A 17,872-nucleotide genomic window follows, 5' to 3' on the forward strand; every position below is an offset into this window, starting at 1 on the left:
CGAGTTTCTTGACTTGAGAAAACCTCTATTCTGTAGCATGATGCTTCTAAGAATAGAGGTTTTTTCATGCAAGTTTATTTAGTAGGCGGTGCAGTTCGGGATCATTTGCTCGGACACCCCTATCACGAAAAAGATTATGTAGTGGTGGGCGCAAGCCCCAATCAAATGCTCAATCTGGGCTATCAGCCGGTTGGGAAGGATTTTCCTGTATTTTTGCATCCTGAAACAAAAGAAGAATATGCATTAGCACGTACCGAACGTAAATCCGGCACTGGTTATCATGGTTTTGAATTCCATACCGATACCAGCGTCACGCTTGAACAGGACTTGATCCGTCGCGACCTGACGATCAATGCCATGGCCATGGATGAAGCCGGTCATGTGCATGATCCCTATAATGGTCAACAGGATCTTGCTGACCGCGTTTTACGTCATGTTTCTGATGCTTTTATTGAAGATCCACTCCGCGTATTACGTGTAGCGCGCTTTGCTGCGCGTTATCATGCAATGGGCTTCCATGTTGCCACAGAAACACTCGATTTGATGCGTCAACTCACTGAATCAGGGGAATTAAATACGCTAACACCTGAACGGGTCTGGAAAGAAACATCCCGTGCCCTGATGGAATCACATGCGGATATTTATTTTGAAGTATTACGCAGCTGTGGTGCATTAAAAGTACTGTTCCCAGAAATTGATGCCCTGTTCGGCGTCCCGCAACGTCCGGAATATCATCCGGAAATTGACTGCGGTATTCATACCATGATGTCGCTACAACAGGCTTGTCGCCAGAACTATGATTTGGATGTACGTTTTGCTGTTCTGGTGCATGACTTAGGTAAAGCCTTAACACCTGCCGAGGAATTGCCACGTCATATCATGCACGAAGAGCGTGGTGTACAGCCGGTAACTGAATTGTGCGAACGTTTCAAAGTACCAACTTATACCAAACAACTGGCAATTGCAGTCTGTAAAGAACATTTAAAATGTCATCAGGCACTCAATCTGAAACCAGGTACTTTATGGCGGCTATTGCAGCGTCTGGATGTATTACGTCGCCCGGAACGTGTAGAAGCTTTTGTGCAAGCCTGTGAATGTGATTCTCGTGGCCGTTTAGGTCTGGAAGACCGTGCCTATCCACAAGCGCAATATGTGCGGGAAGCCATGCAAGTGGTTCGTGGCATCAAGGCTCAGGATTTACCAGCAGATATTCAAGGTCCTGATATTGGCGAGATGCTGATTGAACGTCGTATCCATGCCTTAGCCGAGCTGAAAGAACGCCATACTGCCTTAATTTAAGAAAGCTCCTTCGGGAGCTTTCTTCTTTGTATATATTGATATCTAAAATACTTTTATTCTGCGCACTTATATTCATATTCAAAATTATTAGAATTCATTGACCTCACCTTCCGCCTAAAATCAGGTTATCTCTCTTTCGCTTCTGTCTGGATAAAAACTTATGAATTTTCTGATTCGTCCTTTGCAACTTTGACAGGATTTGTATGCAATCCATGCACTTACTACACAACTTGGCTATCCCACCACAGTAGAAAATATTCAGCAGCGCTGGCAACGCATTCATCAGGATGCGAATGATTTGACGCTGGTCGTTGAACATGAATAACAGGTTATAGGCTATGCAGGTTTAATTCAGAAAGACACCTGGAAATTTGATGGGGAATATTTGCGAATTCAGGCTTTTGTAGTTGATCAGGCTCATCGCGGGCAAGGTGTGGGAAAAGGCTCATTGCAGCGATTGAAGAGTTAGCTAAACAACGTCTTTTAAAATTGATACAAGTAAATAGCGGCAATCGTGAGGAACGTTTAACTGCACATGCTTTTTATAAGAATCTGGGTTTTGATGCTTACAGTATCGATTTTTCGGAAATATCTGGCTTAATCAGCCTGCTCAGATAACAGGCTGATTAGATCAGGAAGAGGATCATGAAATATCTGCCGGGAAAGTAATTACCTTTTCAAGCTTCATCTGATTGGTGGCGATCATCAACAGACGATCCACCCCAAGTGCGATCCCGGAACATTCCGGCATATTCGGTAAAGCAGCCAACAGATACTCATCAATCGGCATGACATGTAAACCGAGAGAGCTACGCTCTACATTATCTGCTTCAAAGCGTGAGCGTAACACTTCCGCATCAATCAGCTCATCATAGGCATTCGCCAGTTCCAGACCTTCTATATAAAGTTCGAAACGTGCTGCAACCAGTTCACCATCTTCATTGAGTTTGGTTTTTGCTAATGAAGCAAGTTCAGGCGGGAAATCGGTCAGAAATACCGCTGTGTCAAATCCCAAGCTCGGTTCCACCATATGCGAGAACAACAGGTCAATATAGGCCAGACGATCCTGCCCCAGATCCAGATTTAAACCGACTCGACGGCAGCAGTCTTTCAATTCCTGTAAAGTTGCCTGTAAGGGATTCAGATCTAGTCGATCCATAAAAGCATGCTTATAGCTCAGTACCGTTGGACGGACTTCACCAAAACGGGCTTTTAATACCACATTTAACAGATCTGAAACTTCAAACATCAGGTCTTTCAGGCTAAAGCCTGGACGATACCATTCCAGCATGGTGAATTCGCTGTTATGTTTACGCCCATGCTCATCATCACGAAACACTTTGCAGATCTGGTAAATCGGGCCACTACCACTTGCCAACAGGCGTTTCATCGCAAATTCAGGAGAAGTTTGCAGATAATGGGTATTGAGCTTACCCAGTACATGACGTTGTGCTTGCACAGATGCCAGATGCACATCGGTCACACCCGCTTGAGACAAAATCGGGGTTTCTACTTCCAGCACATCACGTTCCGCAAAGAACTGACGCAGCTGTGCATATAAATGAGCACGTGCGCGCATCGCATTTACATCACAGCTCGGTTGATAAGCAATCGTCATGCTTTCGGTCCTCCATGTGCCGCCCATTCACGACGTAACGGATAGGTCTTACGTAAATGGTCAAAAGCCTGTTGATCGACTTTAGCGTCTTTTAAGCAAGCACGCAGATTGGCATCGTCACGTTGGATATCATAGATTTCACCCAGGTGCTGTTTGAGAGCTGCTTTTAGATCCTGTCCTGCAAAATATGGCACACATTCTGGTAACTGGCTTTCAAACTGCTTATTAATTTCATAGCCAAAATGACGACAGAAAGCCTCATAGATCATTTGTGTACCACGCGCCTTACCTTCCAGACTATAACCGGCAATATGTGGCGTTACCAAGCTGGCCAGATCCAGCACTTCAGCCGAAATCAACGGTTCATGTTCAAATACGTCCAGTACCACCTGACGCCGAGTTGCCTGGATATCAGCGATTAATGCTGCTTCTTCAACGACTGGTCCACGTGCTGAATTGATCAGGATAGTTTCAGGCTTCATTTGGGCAAAGGCATCTGCATTGATCATATGATAAGTCAGATGCTCACCCTGTTTGGTCAAAGGAACATGAATACTGATCGCATCGGATTGCGCCAATAAGCTTTGTAGATCAACCTGTTCAATATGGTCTCGTTGTACAAAAGGATCACAACCGATCACACGCCAGCCTAGCAGATCTGCCATATAAGCCAGTCGCGTACCCACGTTGCCTAGCCCAATAATTCCCAAGGTAAAATTGGCGCCAGCATCCAGGAGGGCTGGACGAAGTTTTAATAAGGCAGTAATCACGTACTCAGCCACGGCTTGGGCATTACAACCGGCGGCATTGCTCCAGGCAATCCCCTGCTGTTCAAGTGCAGCAATATCCAGATGATCCGTACCAATCGTCGCACTACCAACAAACCTGACCGGGCTGCCTTCCAGTAGCTGTGAATTGACTTTGGTCACTGAACGCACCAGTAAGGCATCTGTATCCTGCACATCTGCCGCAGTCAGTGTACGCCCTGCACAATGCTGAATCTCGGCAAATTCTGCAAAGAAATAATTGGTAAATGCCAGATTTTCATCTGCGACAATTTTCATAATGCCTTCCAACAACACAATGCCGTTATCTTAACGCGTGATGCTGCTGATGACTATTCAGTTATGTGGACTTCTATTTTCTTAAGTGATTAAAAAAACCGAAGACTGGCTTCGGTTTAAGTAGAAAAAAACATTAACAGTTTAGGAAGCCGCAGATACAACATGATCAATAATACCCTGCGCATTGAGCGCGGCAATTTCTTCGGGACTACGGAACTGCGACAGAATCTGCTGGGTATGCTGTCCCAGTTTTGGCGGTGCATGACGATATTGTACAGGTGTATCCGACAGCTTGATCGGTGAACCAATCATTTTAAACTGGGCGTTTAAAGGATGCGGTAAATCTACCAGCATTTCCCGTGCAGCAACTTGGGGCTCATTCAAAGCATCTTCAATCGAGTTAATCACACCGACGGGGACTTTGACCGCGTGAATGGCATCAACCCAGTCTTTGGCATTCTTTGCAAGAAAATATTCTGACAATAAGGGAATCAGTTCATCACGATGTTTCACCCGATCCTGATTGCGCTGGAATTTTTCATCCTGCAAAAGTTCAGGTAACTCAATTGCCATGCATAAATCCCGGAATTGCTTATCATTGCCACAGGCGATAATAAATTCCTTATCTTTGGCTTTAAAGGTTTGATAAGGCACAATATTGGGATGATGATTTCCCATTCGTTTTGGTGCCGTGCCTGAAGTTAGATAGTTCATCCCCTGATTGGCCAAAGCAGCTACCTGTACATCCAGCAAAGACATATCAATATATTGACCTTTACCTGTATGATGACGAGCCAACAGCGCAGCCTGAATGGCAATGGTCGCATACAGCCCGGTTTGAATATCCACAACCGCTACACCGACCTTCTGCGCACCACCACCCAGGACATCATCTGCTTCACCGGTAATGCTCATCAGACCTGACATGCCCTGAATAATAAAGTCATAACCCGGCTCTTCGGCACGAGGCCCGTTCTGGCCAAAGCCAGTAATCGAACAATACACCAGCTTCGGATTAATGGCCTTTAAGCTTTCATAATCCAGCCCATAGCGCGCTAATGCACCCACTTTATAGTTTTCAATCACCACATCGGCAGTTTTGGCAATATCCCGGATGAGTTCCTGTCCTGGTTCAGAGGCAATATCGACAGTGACCGAATATTTATTACGATTGGCACACTGAAAATAGCCTGCCTCACGGGTATTTTCACCAGATGGCGTTTTCATCCACGGCGGTCCCCACATGCGGGTATCATCCCCCACACCTGGACGCTCGATCTTAATCACTTCAGCACCCAGATCTGCCAGAATTTGTCCACACCATGGTCCTGCCAGTACTCGGCTTAAATCCAGTACACGTATTCCTTTTAATGCACTCATACTCAATCCTTTTTTCATTGGCCAGGAAACCCAGCCTTTATAATGTTGATGATTACTGACTTGCAGTCGCTGGACGAGTTGGTTTTTTCGCAGCCACTGATCCAGTTGAATCACCATTTTCTGCTTCAGCCGGCTTCACCAGACTGGACTGTTGTGGATCATATTGACGCTCACGAATGAACAATCCTGGAATCACCCCGGCAATAAAGTACGCAGTTCCCATCACGATAAATGCCATGGTGAATGAACCACCTGCGGCAATAAAACCGATAGTTGCCGGTGCAATCGCAGCACCTAGACGGCCCATGTTATAGGCCCCACCAATTGCCGTACCGCGTACATCAGTTGAAAAGGTTTCAGCCATATAAGTTGCATTGACACCGTATGGAATTCCGTAAAGGAAACCGAAAGTAATCAATAAGTAGGCAATATTGGTTGGGGTATTATAGAAAATGATGATTGGCAGGAAAGCCGCTGTACTGACCGTACCAAATACAAAGGTAATACGACGTCCAAATTTATCCGCTGCATAACCGGCAATAATCTTGCCCAGAATCATGGCGGTATAAGCACCGACCATATAGCCAGTCAAGGCTTTGAAATTCATATTGAGTTCGGTTTCCAGATAGGTCGGCATCCAGTTATTGACACCGTAATAACCAAACTGCAGAAATGCGGCAGTTGTCATCCATAACAGGAACATACGGCGATGCGACTGATGACCAAAGATACGCTTATAAATGCTTTCTGATGGTTGTTGAGCAGTAACTGTTGTTTCTGGATTTTCCAGTTTCAGCGCTTTACGTTTCGCCTGCTCGATTTTCGCTTCCTGCCAGGATGCTGGCTCTGGCACAAAACGCATAAATAGCAATGCAAAAGCGGCGGGAATGATTGTCACGTAGAACAGCATGCGCCAGCCATAGTCTGGAATAATCGCACCAGCCATCAAAGTCGCCACGATATAACCGACAGTTTGACCCGTCTGTAAGGTACCTAGTACTGTAGTGCGGTATTTGGTCGGTACATATTCTGCCATCAAGGTATTACAGGCCATGTACAGTGAACCCAAGCCGAATGCACCAATAAAACGAAGTACCATGAATTGCTCATAGCTTTGAGTGAAACCTAAGATACAGGTCATAATTGAGAAAAACACGACTGACCAGGCGATGGTTTTTACCCGTCCAAACTTGTCGCATGCCCATCCACCCGTAATCCCGCCAAGTGCCATCCCGGCCAAAGAGGCACTCCCCAGCATTCCGGCCTGAAATGAAGTCAGGCCAAACTCTGCTTTGAGACTGGTCAAGCTAAATGACAACAGCATAATATCCACACCGTCAATCACCAGAGAGACGAATGCGAAGATAAATGCCAGTTTCCAGGTATGGGCATGAATGCGATGAGCTGTGCCGACATTATTCGGCAGCTTTATACCCAAGGCAACAGCGTCCTGATGGAGACTATTTTGATTTTCGTTGTTCATGTATTACCTCATTTTCCCAAATGAGTCATCGACATTCCTCTGTCTTCAGGTTTACAGCAGCGTTCTTTATTCTTTTTCTGCTTACATCTTATGAACTTCTGCTTATTAATACTGAGAATGACAAGAAAGCTTCACGATGAATCCTTTATTTAAGTTATTGACCGTTTTTTAGGGACAAAAGCCCTAAGGATGCTCAACCCTGAGCATCCCGAATTTAGAAAATAAATTAATTAGAAAAAGCTGCGATACCTGTTTGGGCACGACCGAGAATCAGTGCGTGTACATCATGGGTACCTTCATAGGTATTCACCACTTCCAGGTTGACCAGATGACGTGCCACACCAAATTCATCAGAGATGCCGTTACCGCCCATCATGTCACGCGCAACACGAGCAATATCCAGGGCTTTACCACAGTTATTTCGTTTGATCAGTGAAGTTCCTTCTACCGAAGCAATCCCTTCATCTTTCATACGGCCAAAACGTAAAGCGACCTGTAAGCCAAGCGCGATTTCAGTTTGCATATCCGCCAGTTTTTTCTGAATTAGCTGGTTGGCTGCCAATGGGCGACCAAACTGTTTACGGTCCATGGTGTATTGATGCGCAGTATGCCAGCAGAATTCAGCTGCGCCCATCGCACCCCAGGCAATGCCATAACGTGCACTGTTCAGACAGGTAAATGGTCCACGTAAGCCACGAATTTCCGGAAACGCATTTTCTTCTGGAACAAATACATTATCCATCACGATTTCGCCGGTGATCGAAGCACGCAAACCCACTTTGCCGTGAATCGCTGGTGCAGATAAACCTTCCCAGCCTTTTTCCAGAATAAAGCCACGAATATCCCCAACATTACCTTCAACAGAGACTTCTTTCGCCCATACTACAAATACATCGGCAATCGGACTATTGGTAATCCACATTTTTGCGCCAGTTAAGCGGTAACCGCCATCGACTTTCTTGGCACGGGTAATCATGCTGCCCGGATCTGAACCATGATCTGGTTCAGTCAGGCCGAAACAGCCGATATATTCACCAGTTGCCAGTTTTGGCAAATACTTCTGTTTTTGCTCTTCAGAACCAAATTCATTGATTGGCACCATCACCAGCGAGCTTTGTACGCTGGCCATAGAACGGTAACCTGAATCGACACGTTCAACTTCACGTGCAATCAGGCCATAGCTGACATAGTTCAACCCGGCACCACCATACTGTTCAGGAATCGTCGGTCCTAGCAAGCCGAGCTCACCCATCTCACGGAAAATATTCGGATCAGTCTGTTCATGACGGAATTGTTCCAATACACGTGGTTGAAGCTTCCCCTGACAATAAGCGCGTGCAGATTGCATAATCATGCGCTCTTCTTCTGTCAGTTGCTGCTCCAGTAAAAATGGGTCTTGCCAGTCAAAATAGTTTTTCTGGGCTTTTTTTGTATTGACCATTTGATTCATCGCATCCTCTGCTTAACTGTCCATTGTTCTCGATCTTCTGACTTGATCCTAGGCAGGAATGAAATAGCTTTCAAACGAGTATTTAGCATGTAGATATGCGTTAATTGCATAACTGAGATATAAGCCTTTTAATCAACAACCCTTGAAGCCTGATTAACTCAACGCTGTAGACCAAAGTTGTATATAGGTTTAAGTTTAATATGTCATTTTGTGATAGGACGATATTTTCAAGGAGGAAATTATGCGCCGGAAAATCCCTTCTACCCAAAGCCTCATGTGCTTCGAATCTGCAGCACGCCATGCCAGTTATACCCATGCTGCACAGGAGCTCTTTCTGACGCAGAGTGCGATCTCACGCCAGATCCAGCATCTGGAAGAATTACTCGAGGTACAATTGTTTAGCCGTACGCGTCATGGCGTGGAACTGACCGCAGCAGGACAGCAATATTATGAAAGTATCAAACCTTTATTAATAAGTCTGGAACAAGCTACGCTGGATGTCATAGAACATAAAGGTCAAGGCGGTACGCTGAAACTGGGGGTTGTTCCTACTTTTGCAACCCGGTGGCTATTACCTAAGCTACATCGTTTCCAGCAGCGTCATCCGGAAATTACTGTACATCTGGAAACCAGCACACGCCCCTTCCTGTTTCATGAAACTATCTTCGATGCTGCCATTTATGCAGGCACACCAGAACAGGTCGCACAGTGGCCTGGAATTACCAGCCATTTCCTGATGCATGAAGATGTGGTTGCTGTCTGTTCACCCAGTCTCATCAAAACACATTTAAAAATGAATGTAACAGCTAACACACCACATTTAATACTGAGTGCTGAACAGCTATTACAGTTACCGCTTTTACAACAGACGACCCGCCCCACAATCTGGCAGGACTGGTTCGAATTGCATCAGGTAAAACATCCAAATCCTTTAGGCGGACAGCGGCATGAATTATTTTCTATGCTTGCCGTTGCAGCCAAACATGATATGGGAATGGCCCTGATTCCGCAGATGTTAATTGAAACAGAACTCGCCAGTGGAGAACTGGTGAAAATTTCTGATCAGAAACTGGAACGACGCCGGGCCTATCACCTGATTCATGCCCATAATGAACATTCCACGCTCATTGCCAGATTTGTAAACTGGATGAAAGAAGAACTACAGCAAGAACCCATTCAGGCTGATTCTGAAGCCCCATAAAAAAAACCCCAATCTTTCGACTGAGGTTTTGCAAATCTGGCGGAAGCGGTGAGATTCGAACTCACGGAGGGGTATAAGCCCTCGTCGGTTTTCAAGACCGGTGCATTAAACCGCTCTGCCACGCTTCCATGGGCGCCATCATATAAATAAAAATCCGGCTTGGCAAATATTTTTGAGAAATTTAGCTATCAAATGCACAAAATAAAATCAATTCGGTCAATTTGCTGAATTTTCAGGCTTTTCATAGCGGATGGTATTGATGAACCAGACTTTCTTACCAGAGGGTGTTATTACTTCTGCTTCATCATCAACCTGCTTGCCAAGCAGCGCACGTGCCATTGGCGAATCAATCGAAATATGCTGTGGATGATGGTCATAAATTTCATCGACTCCCACTATACGTAAAGTCTTTTGTTCTCCGGCTTCATTTTCAATTTCGACCCAAGCACCAAAGTAAACCTTCCCTTCCTGCTCAGGTGAAAAGTCAATGATCCGTAGCTCTTCCAGACGTTTGCCCAAATAACGGACACGACGGTCGATCTTGCGTAACAGCTGCTTGTTATACTGGTAATCAGCGTTTTCAGAACGGTCGCCGAGGCTGGCGGCCCAGTTCACTTTTTTAGTGATTTCCGGTCGTTCTTCATGCCACAGATATTTAAGTTCTGCCACTAATTTGTCATGCCCACCACGGGTAATCAAATTGGATTTCATCGTTTTCTTACACCACTCATGACATCATTTTCCTTGCTAACTGCCCTATTTTATTGGCTATTTTAACAAGCAAACATAATACTAAAAAAATTTTCCAATGATTTTAAATACTTAAATTACATTTTTAAACATTTTTGCGTACAAAATTTGACAATCTATTTTTTGATCATTACCATGCGCACATCTAATTAACTTTGTTTATTTTTTACTCTGTGTAGTTTTTCTACACATTGCCGTTTAATCCCAAGTCATTTTGAATGACGTCATGACTGCCCAACCCTAATTGAATTTATCAACTTTAAGAAAGTTCTGTGGTGTCTTTTGCCTAAAACTTTCGAGGGCATAAATTACTTGTAGCGGAGACAACATGCACAGTAGTTCATCTTCTGGGTCGAGGCTTTGCCTAAGATCTTTATTTTCCTCTCTCCCTGTAAAAATTCTTGTATTGAGCACTGCGCTTGTTCCATTCCACGCCATCAATGCAAGTAAAACACCAGCACATCAGTTTGATAGTGTCGTTAACAGCAATAAGCTTACTGTCGTTGCTGTGAAGAGCCCGACCACAGTGTTTGAAGAAGGCGGTCACCTGCATGGTTTTGGTTATGATCTGGTTCGTAACTATGCCAAAAACATGAATGTAAAACTGGATTTCAAAACAGTCAGCGATGATGCCACTGCATTGAAAATGGTTGCTCAAGGCAAAGCCAACATGGCAATGACTACAAGCAGTATCAGCAGCATTGAAGCGCGTAAACTGACGTCATTCTCTGCAACTTGTGGTGATGGCAGTTCTCTGTCGTCTAAAGGCCTGAATGCCAACCTGAACTGGGTTTTCAAATCAGCCAATGATCCATTGAGCCAGACTGCAAGTAATTTCGTATGTAACAGCAAGCAAAGCGGCGCAATCAATCAGCTCGCTTCCTTTTACAATCAGAATGTAGTCGAGGAGCATTTCAAGGATAATATCCATCAGGATCTTAGCCAGCGCCTCCCCATTTACAAGGCCAGCTTCCAGCGATCTGCACAGCAATACGGCCTGGACTGGCATCTGCTCGCCGCGATCGGCTACCAGGAATCTTATCTCAAGCCAAACTCCGTGTCCCCGACCGGTGTCCGTGGTCTGATGATGCTGACAAGCTCAACCGCAAAGGCAATGGGTGTAAATAACCGTACCGATCCTGTTCAAAGTATTGAGGGCGGTGCGAAATACTATGACAAGATGCTGTCACGCTTTGAGCATATTCCTATGCCGGACCGTAACTGGTATGCCTTAGTAGCCTATAACATGGGTCCGGGTGCAGTTCAGAAAATTCAGAACAGTATCCGTAACCAGGGTAAGGATCCGGATAACTGGGTGAACCTGTATAGCTATCTGGAGCATAACAAAGCCAGTAATGGCCGTTATCGTCAGGCGTTGCAATATGTAACCCGTATCCGTTCTTATCTGGAACAGATTAAAAGTTCAGAGCTTGTGAATATCTAATTTATTCAAGCCATAAAAAAAGCTTACCCTGGGGTAAGCTTTTTTTATGCAGATAGGACTGATCAGGTTGTTTGTTCAAGCACTTTCTTGAACAGATCTTTTTGCTCTTGGCTTGGTTTTGCAGTTTGCAATGCCATCAGCTGAGACATATCCCCCTGAACCTTGATCTTACCGGTCATGAATGCTTGCATTGCAGCAGCCATGTCAAACTCAAGGAATACTTTACGCAGAGTTTCTGCATCCATGTTCAGCGTAGTCTTCGCATTTGAAGACAGACCTTTTTTGATCGCTCCACCATCTAAAGATAATTCAGTATTACCTGTAGCGTCCGCAACCACCAGATTGATTGCAAGATTCGCAAGCGCTGGCGCCAGGTTTAGGTCACCTGCTTGAGCAGTCAGAGTTTCTACAGTTGAAAACCAATCATCAGTTAAAAAAGCAGGCATGATCTTTCCTCAATTTATTAGTTCGTGTGTGTCGTCTATCCAGACAACATCATTGTTGACGCTATTGCGCTTGCAGATTGTTATAACATGATCATTTGTCGAATGGCTAACGAATTTTGTACGCAGCGTTCAATTTTTGTCATTATCTTTCTGTTTTTATGTACATCGCCTTGATTGATAAGGCTTGACGGGCATTCAACTTGAATGAATACCCGTCAAAAAGGTCTTAATCCGCAGCAAAACCGAGGTTGACCATATTAATTCGTTTGCTTTCGCCTTCTACTGCTTCTTCAGTTGAGCAAGAATCTTTAAAGTCGAATTCACGTTGGCTGTCGAGTGCCTCGAAGTCAAACAGTTCACGGTCAGCCAGTTGTGACGGTGAAACATTTTGCAGTGCACCGAAAATGCTGTGCAGACGTTTCGGATGAGCTTTATCCCAGTCACGCAGCATGTCATTAATAATGGCACGTTGCAGGTTTTCCTGAGAACCACACAGGTTACACGGAATGATCGGGAACTGACGCATCTCGGCATATTTGATGATGTCCTTCTCTTCCACATAAGCCAGTGGACGGATCAGGATGTTCTTCTTGTCTGAAGACAACAGTTTTGGTGGCATCGCTTTTAAGCTGCCGCCATGGAACAGGTTCAGGAAGAACGTCGCCAGGATGTCATCACGGTGATGACCGAGCGCAACTTTGGTCGCACCAATTTCTTGCGCGAAACCATACAGCGAGCCACGGCGCAGACGAGAACATACGGCACAGTAAGTCTTGCCTTCAGGCGTTAGCTTCTTGGTAATGCTGTAAGTGTCTTTTTCCAGGATGTAATACGGAATGTTATTTTCTTCAAGATAACGTGGTAATACATCTTCAGGGAAGCCCGGCTGTTTCTGGTCCAGGTTTACTGCAACCACATCAAAGTTGATAGGTGCGATACGCTTGAACTGCAGCATGATATCTAACAAGGTATAGCTGTCTTTACCACCAGAAATACATACCATGACCTTGTCGCCATCTTCGATCATTTTAAAGTCACGAATAGCGTGTCCGACCTGACGGCGAAGCTTTTTCAACAAACGGTAATAGGCAGAGCTTGTTGGCAATTCCGGTTTGAAATTAAATCCTTGCTCGGATTCAACTGGCGAGTACATAGACGAGAATAACCCATAAATAAAAATACCGCGCAATTTTATCCGATTCGGGTGCTTCTCGCATCAAAAGAATTTATTTTCCTGTTATTGAAGTAATACTCTAAACTTCATGTTTTATTTAGATTGATAAATTGAACGAAACAGTTCATTTTTTATCCAGGATGCTTATGTTTTGGACTTTTCCACAGTTTTCCACAAAACCTGTGGATAACTTTGTGGATTTAAAACGACTTGACAGCTTTATCGGCCCCAAAAATAAGGGTTCTATTTAAATTGATCATTTTTTAACCAATTTATTTTATATTTAAAATCAATAACTTAAGTGTGTCAAGAAAGCCATATTAAAAAAAAATAAATATTTTTTTTGGTTAGTTCTTCAACATTAGGGACTTGCATTTACAAACTTGTTTATAAATGCGTCGCTCATCACTTTTCATTACAGTAAATTTTGTTAAACTCTGTAGTAAGTTTTGGGGACAAATGTTCAATACATATACTTACAATGAATAAAAATTTGTGGTTTAAGGGGACTTCTGTACTAAGTTGTCTTTATATTTTGATGGGAACTGCTGCTTTTTCGCATGCAGGTCAGACGATCTATCAAATGAAAGATAGCAATGGTGTTACCCTGCTGACGAATAATAAAGGTCGCTACAGTAATCTAAAAGTAGAAAAAAAGACCTATTATCCGGACAGTAACATTCATAGCTATAGCAACTGGGGCTCAAGTGAGGCTTCGGTATTGCCGAGCTATAGCAAAAACAAAAATGCCTTTGATTCAATTATCCGTGAGGCTGCACAAAAGCACGGTATTTCTGAAGGTCTGATCAAGGCTGTAATGCATACTGAATCCGGCTTTAATGTCCATGCCCGTTCTCCAGTCGGTGCTCAGGGACTAATGCAGCTCATGCCTGCTACCGCACGCCGCTTTAATGTATCCAATGCTTATGATCCGCATCAGAATATTATGGCAGGTGCCAAATATCTGGCCTGGTTAATGAAACGTTTTAATGGTAATACCGCTTTAGCACTGGCAGGTTATAACGCTGGTGAAGGCAATGTCAGCAAATATGGCGGTATCCCCCCCTTCCGCGAAACACAAGACTATGTACGCCGTGTGACCAGCCGGTATCACAATCTATATTCCAGTGGCGTTAATCTGACTGCCGCTGCGGCACCGGTTGAAACCGCCAAGATTCTGGCCAGCTCTGCCAATTATAAAACGTCAGCAGCACCTACCATCAAAGCCAGCAATTATCAGCGTCAGATCATTGCCAATGCAGATGGCAGCTTCACTGATGCGCCTGCCGGATCTTATGCCACCGCACATGCCACTGCATCCGCCAGAATATATATCAACGATTAAGCCCCTCCTCTTCATCATTCATCCTAAGTTTTGATTGATCATGGTGAGGAGGTAAATTCTGCGTAATTTACTATTTTTTTTCTTGAAATTTGAGTCATTTCACCTCATATTGAGGGTAATGATTGTAATTTGCTAATCAGATTATTTTTCTATAATAAGAGGATTTCTCAATGATGCGGATTGGTTTGTTTTTGCTAACCAACCTCGCGGTACTGGTTGTAGCTGGCATTATCTTGTCACTCTTCGGTGTCGGTAGTTACCATGGCGCGGGTGGCTTGAATCTAGGCAACCTGCTAGTGATCTGTTTTGTGTTCGGTATGGTGGGCTCTTTAATCTCACTATTCATGTCTAAATGGATGGCGAAGAAGACTACTGGTACTGAACTGATTGATCCGAATGCTCCTCGTAACCAGGCAGAAGCATGGTTATTACAGGAAGTAGCACAGCTATCTCAGCGCGCTGGTATTAAAATGCCAGAAGTGGGTATTTTCCCATCTTACCAGTCAAACGCCTTCGCGACCGGCTGGAACAAAAACGATGCACTGGTGTCTGTTTCTACAGGCTTGCTAGAACGCATGAACAAAGATGAGTTACGTGCTGTACTTGCCCATGAAATTGGTCACGTTGCCAATGGTGACATGGTAACACTTGCTCTGATTCAGGGTGTGGTCAACGCCTTCGTCATGTTCTTTGCCCGTGTTGCTGGTGATTTTATCGACCGTAACGTATTTGGCCGTGAAGATGGTGAAGCACCAGGAATTGCTTTCTTCGTGATTACCATTGTGCTTGATATCGTATTTGGTATCCTGGCATCCGCTATCGTGATGTGGTTCTCACGTCATCGTGAATACCGTGCCGATGAAGCCGGTGCACGTTTAGCAGGTAAACAGGCCATGATTTCTGCGCTATTACGCTTACAGGCAGAATCTGAAATGCCAGATGCCATGCCGAAAGAAATGAAAGCCTTTGCAATTTCAGCAGGTCAAGAACAAGGTTTCAGCTTAGCTGCATTGTTCCAGACACATCCAACGATTGAACAACGTGTAGCCGCTTTGCATCAGCTTGATTGTCCTTAATCTACTGAGCACAACGCTATACCGAAAAGCCTCCTGACGGAGGCTTTTCTTTTATTTATACTTTTGTGTTTAAGCAGTTTGACTGATCCATTGATACAGGGCCATCCCGCCCCAGCCAATTGCCAGTACAAACAGAATCAGGAAGATGGTACCCAGAATATCCGGAATATGAATCCAGATCCAGGCAACCACTGGATTGCGCCAGAATGCAGACTGCTGCTGTTTCTGTTCCAGTTTTTCATGCAGAAAAGGATGTACCACATGCCGATCCGTGTGGATCTGGTATTCCTCACGGATATGATCATGCACGATATCTAAGGCCTTACGGCTAGGACGGATAAAAATGTCGAAGATGGTTCCAGCCACGGGAATGAAACCGACCACGGCGTCCATGGTTGCCAATTTAATGACCGGATTCAGTTTGGACTGTGGCACTCCGATCTGACGTGCCTTATAAATGGCATAACAGGTCAAGGCAAAACCAGCCAGATCTCCCGCCACAGGTACGGTACTGAGTGCAGCATCAGCACCAACACCCTGCTTGGTAAACGGAATCCGGACTACGGAGTCCATCATATTGGCAAACTTGGCCAAATCCCGTTCCAGGCGAATGACTTCCTGTTGTGTCAGTTTTGGTGAGTTGCTGTTGTCTGTCTCAATCATCGGAACAACCCGTTTATCATTGTGTAATGATTCAGCCTAACCTAATTAGATATCAAAAATATAGCGTAATTTTATTAACTTAAAACAAAAGTCTGGATGCCACGAACAAATACACCACCACCCCACTGGCATCGCAGATCGATGTCACCAGTGGCGCTGAAGCACTGGCAGGATCGAGTTTCAGCTTATTCAAGACAAATGGCAGACTCATGCCGATCAGACAGCCGAGTAAAACAATCCCGGTCATACTGATGGCAAGTACTACGGCAACCATCAGATCGCCCCGGATATAACCCAGAATCGACACTGCACAGGCCATAGTTAGACCAAGACACAGCGCCACCAGAGACTCCCGTCCAACCAGACGGAACCAGTCTGAAAACTGTACATCACCAGTTGCCAATGCCCGAACCATCAATGTAGCAGACTGAGAACCCGCATTCCCGCCACTTCCCACCAGCAGCGGCAGGAAAAATACCAATACGATATGTTCCGCAATGATGTCCTCATATTTGGCAATACCAAAACTGGACAGCAAACTGCCAAACACCAGCAGTACCAGCCAGAATACCCGCTTTTTATACAGCGATAAAATCGGCACAGTTTTGATACTGTGTTGATCTAGCGGTGACACCGCACCTGCTTTTTGGAAATCCTCCGTGCTCTCGGCCTCGGCAATATCCATGGCATCGTCATAAGTCACAATCCCGACCAGCTTTTTGGAAGTATCAACAATTGGCAAGGCAATAAAGTCGTAATAAGCCAGTGTGCGTGCAATCTTTTCCTGATCTTCATCCACCGTGCCATAAATCACTTCTTTCGTCATAACCTCGGCAATAGTCGCGGTAGGCAGTGCCTGAATAATTTGACGTAATGAAATTACCCCCAGCAGATGTTGCTGTGCATCTACAATATAGATCAGATACAGCGTGTCATGATTTCCAGCGATATCACGTAGCGTTTCAATCGCCTCGTTCATGCTGAGTTCAGGAGGCAGCGTCAAATAATCCGAACTCATCAATGCACCGGCAGTTTCCTCCGGATAGGCATGGAGTACTTTCAGTACCTGACATGACTGTGCTGAAAGCTTGCCCAGCAATTGCTGCTGTACCGAAAGAGGCAGCTGTTTATACAGGTCAATAAAGTCATCCGAATGCATTGCATCCAGTAAGGCCACCAGTTCTTCGAGAGATAATGATGCCGTAAGCTGAAGCTGCTGATGCAGAGGCAAGTATTCAAAGACTTCTACCGGGCGTTGCAGCTGCTCAAAGCGATGCTGCCGTTCAGCTGGTTTCAGTTCGGCTAATAGCCTTGCCTGATCGGCGATATTCAATTGTGCTAGCTGCTGGTCTGCACCTGTCTGATGCAATTTTAATAATTCCCGTACCTGTTCAACTTGCTGATCCATCTGCGCGCTGCTGCCCTCTTGTTATCATGTATTTTTATATTCTAATTTCATTCACCATGCCTCAGCTGAGT

General features: G+C 44.8%; 17 protein-coding genes and 1 tRNA gene. 7 read left to right on the plus strand and 11 right to left on the minus strand.

The window, feature by feature from the left end; all coding sequences use genetic code 11:
- Positions 1-66 precede the first annotated feature (66 nt).
- The 3 genes from F899_RS11405 to F899_RS16005 all read left to right on the plus strand — a co-directional run bounded on the left by F899_RS11405 (position 67) and on the right by F899_RS16005 (position 1,768).
- On the plus strand, positions 67-1,299 hold the full coding sequence (locus F899_RS11405; RefSeq protein WP_004814992.1) for a multifunctional CCA addition/repair protein: 1,233 nt from the start codon (positions 67-69) through the stop codon (positions 1,297-1,299).
- Between the two features lie 199 nt (positions 1,300-1,498).
- Positions 1,499-1,624 carry a hypothetical protein gene (locus F899_RS15940; RefSeq protein WP_017401631.1) on the plus strand — a complete coding sequence of 42 codons (126 nt, stop codon included), beginning with the start codon at positions 1,499-1,501 and terminating at the stop codon, positions 1,622-1,624.
- A gap of 60 nt (positions 1,625-1,684) precedes the next feature.
- The gene (locus F899_RS16005; RefSeq protein ID WP_305790509.1) at positions 1,685-1,768 is read left to right on the plus strand and encodes a hypothetical protein; all 84 of its coding nucleotides are present in this window, start codon (positions 1,685-1,687) and stop codon (positions 1,766-1,768) included.
- Between the two features lie 174 nt (positions 1,769-1,942).
- Here the strand turns inward: F899_RS16005 and epmA are convergent, their stop codons facing one another.
- The 5 genes from epmA to F899_RS11435 form a co-directional block, all read right to left on the minus strand.
- On the minus strand, positions 1,943-2,917 hold the full coding sequence (epmA, locus tag F899_RS11415) for an EF-P lysine aminoacylase EpmA (protein WP_004814990.1): 975 nt from the start codon (positions 2,915-2,917) through the stop codon (positions 1,943-1,945).
- Positions 2,914-3,981: a 4-phosphoerythronate dehydrogenase gene (locus tag F899_RS11420; protein WP_004892065.1), complete on the minus strand. Its 1,068-nt coding sequence runs from the start codon at positions 3,979-3,981 to the stop codon at positions 2,914-2,916. The genes epmA and F899_RS11420 overlap by 4 nt, the downstream gene beginning before the upstream one ends.
- A 141-nt stretch (positions 3,982-4,122) precedes the next feature.
- A complete protein-coding gene (locus F899_RS11425; protein WP_004814986.1) occupies positions 4,123-5,361 on the minus strand; it encodes a CaiB/BaiF CoA transferase family protein in 1,239 nt (412 codons plus the stop codon).
- 52 nt (positions 5,362-5,413) lie between these two features.
- Positions 5,414-6,844 carry an MFS transporter gene (locus F899_RS11430; RefSeq protein WP_004892063.1) on the minus strand — a complete coding sequence of 477 codons (1,431 nt, stop codon included), beginning with the start codon at positions 6,842-6,844 and terminating at the stop codon, positions 5,414-5,416.
- A gap of 226 nt (positions 6,845-7,070) precedes the next feature.
- Positions 7,071-8,294: an acyl-CoA dehydrogenase gene (locus F899_RS11435; protein WP_004892060.1), complete on the minus strand. Its 1,224-nt coding sequence runs from the start codon at positions 8,292-8,294 to the stop codon at positions 7,071-7,073.
- A gap of 241 nt (positions 8,295-8,535) precedes the next feature.
- Here F899_RS11435 and F899_RS11440 point away from each other — a divergent pair, with 241 nt between their 5' ends.
- Positions 8,536-9,495, plus strand: coding sequence for a LysR substrate-binding domain-containing protein (locus tag F899_RS11440; protein ID WP_004892057.1), 960 nt, complete (start codon positions 8,536-8,538; stop codon positions 9,493-9,495).
- A gap of 37 nt (positions 9,496-9,532) precedes the next feature.
- Here the strand turns inward: F899_RS11440 and F899_RS11445 are convergent.
- Positions 9,533-9,623, minus strand: a tRNA-Ser gene (locus F899_RS11445).
- Positions 9,624-9,711: 88 nt separating this feature from the next.
- Complete coding sequence (greB, locus tag F899_RS11450) at positions 9,712-10,206, minus strand: transcription elongation factor GreB (RefSeq protein ID WP_004814978.1); 495 nt, start codon at positions 10,204-10,206, stop codon at positions 9,712-9,714.
- A 367-nt stretch (positions 10,207-10,573) separates the two neighbouring features.
- Between greB and F899_RS11455 the strand changes: the two genes are divergently transcribed.
- Positions 10,574-11,689 carry an MltF family protein gene (locus F899_RS11455; RefSeq protein ID WP_004892055.1) on the plus strand — a complete coding sequence of 372 codons (1,116 nt, stop codon included), beginning with the start codon at positions 10,574-10,576 and terminating at the stop codon, positions 11,687-11,689.
- A 62-nt stretch (positions 11,690-11,751) separates the two neighbouring features.
- Here the strand turns inward: F899_RS11455 and F899_RS11460 are convergent, their stop codons facing one another.
- Together F899_RS11460 and ttcA are read right to left on the minus strand one after the other, a co-directional pair.
- The gene (locus tag F899_RS11460; RefSeq protein WP_004814972.1) at positions 11,752-12,135 is read right to left on the minus strand and encodes an SCP2 sterol-binding domain-containing protein; all 384 of its coding nucleotides are present in this window, start codon (positions 12,133-12,135) and stop codon (positions 11,752-11,754) included.
- Positions 12,136-12,361: 226 nt separating this feature from the next.
- Positions 12,362-13,288 carry a tRNA 2-thiocytidine(32) synthetase TtcA gene (gene ttcA, locus F899_RS11465; RefSeq protein ID WP_004814970.1) on the minus strand — a complete coding sequence of 309 codons (927 nt, stop codon included), beginning with the start codon at positions 13,286-13,288 and terminating at the stop codon, positions 12,362-12,364.
- 559 nt (positions 13,289-13,847) lie between these two features.
- Between ttcA and F899_RS11470 the strand changes: the two genes are divergently transcribed.
- A complete protein-coding gene (locus F899_RS11470; RefSeq protein WP_008305700.1) occupies positions 13,848-14,654 on the plus strand; it encodes a lytic transglycosylase domain-containing protein in 807 nt (268 codons plus the stop codon).
- Between the two features lie 170 nt (positions 14,655-14,824).
- Positions 14,825-15,730 carry a protease HtpX gene (gene htpX, locus F899_RS11475; protein WP_004814968.1) on the plus strand — a complete coding sequence of 302 codons (906 nt, stop codon included), beginning with the start codon at positions 14,825-14,827 and terminating at the stop codon, positions 15,728-15,730.
- A gap of 69 nt (positions 15,731-15,799) precedes the next feature.
- Here htpX and F899_RS11480 read toward each other — a convergent pair whose 3' ends face one another.
- Positions 15,800-16,393 (minus strand): DUF4112 domain-containing protein, encoded by a 594-nt coding sequence (locus F899_RS11480; RefSeq protein ID WP_004892045.1) that lies wholly within the window; start codon positions 16,391-16,393, stop codon positions 15,800-15,802.
- Between the two features lie 79 nt (positions 16,394-16,472).
- A complete protein-coding gene (gene mgtE / locus F899_RS11485) occupies positions 16,473-17,801 on the minus strand; it encodes a magnesium transporter (RefSeq protein WP_004892043.1) in 1,329 nt (442 codons plus the stop codon).
- Positions 17,802-17,872: the final 71 nt, after the last annotated feature.

Source organism: Acinetobacter sp. CIP 101934, assembly GCF_000369585.1.
Taxonomy (GTDB): domain Bacteria; phylum Pseudomonadota; class Gammaproteobacteria; order Pseudomonadales; family Moraxellaceae; genus Acinetobacter; species Acinetobacter schindleri.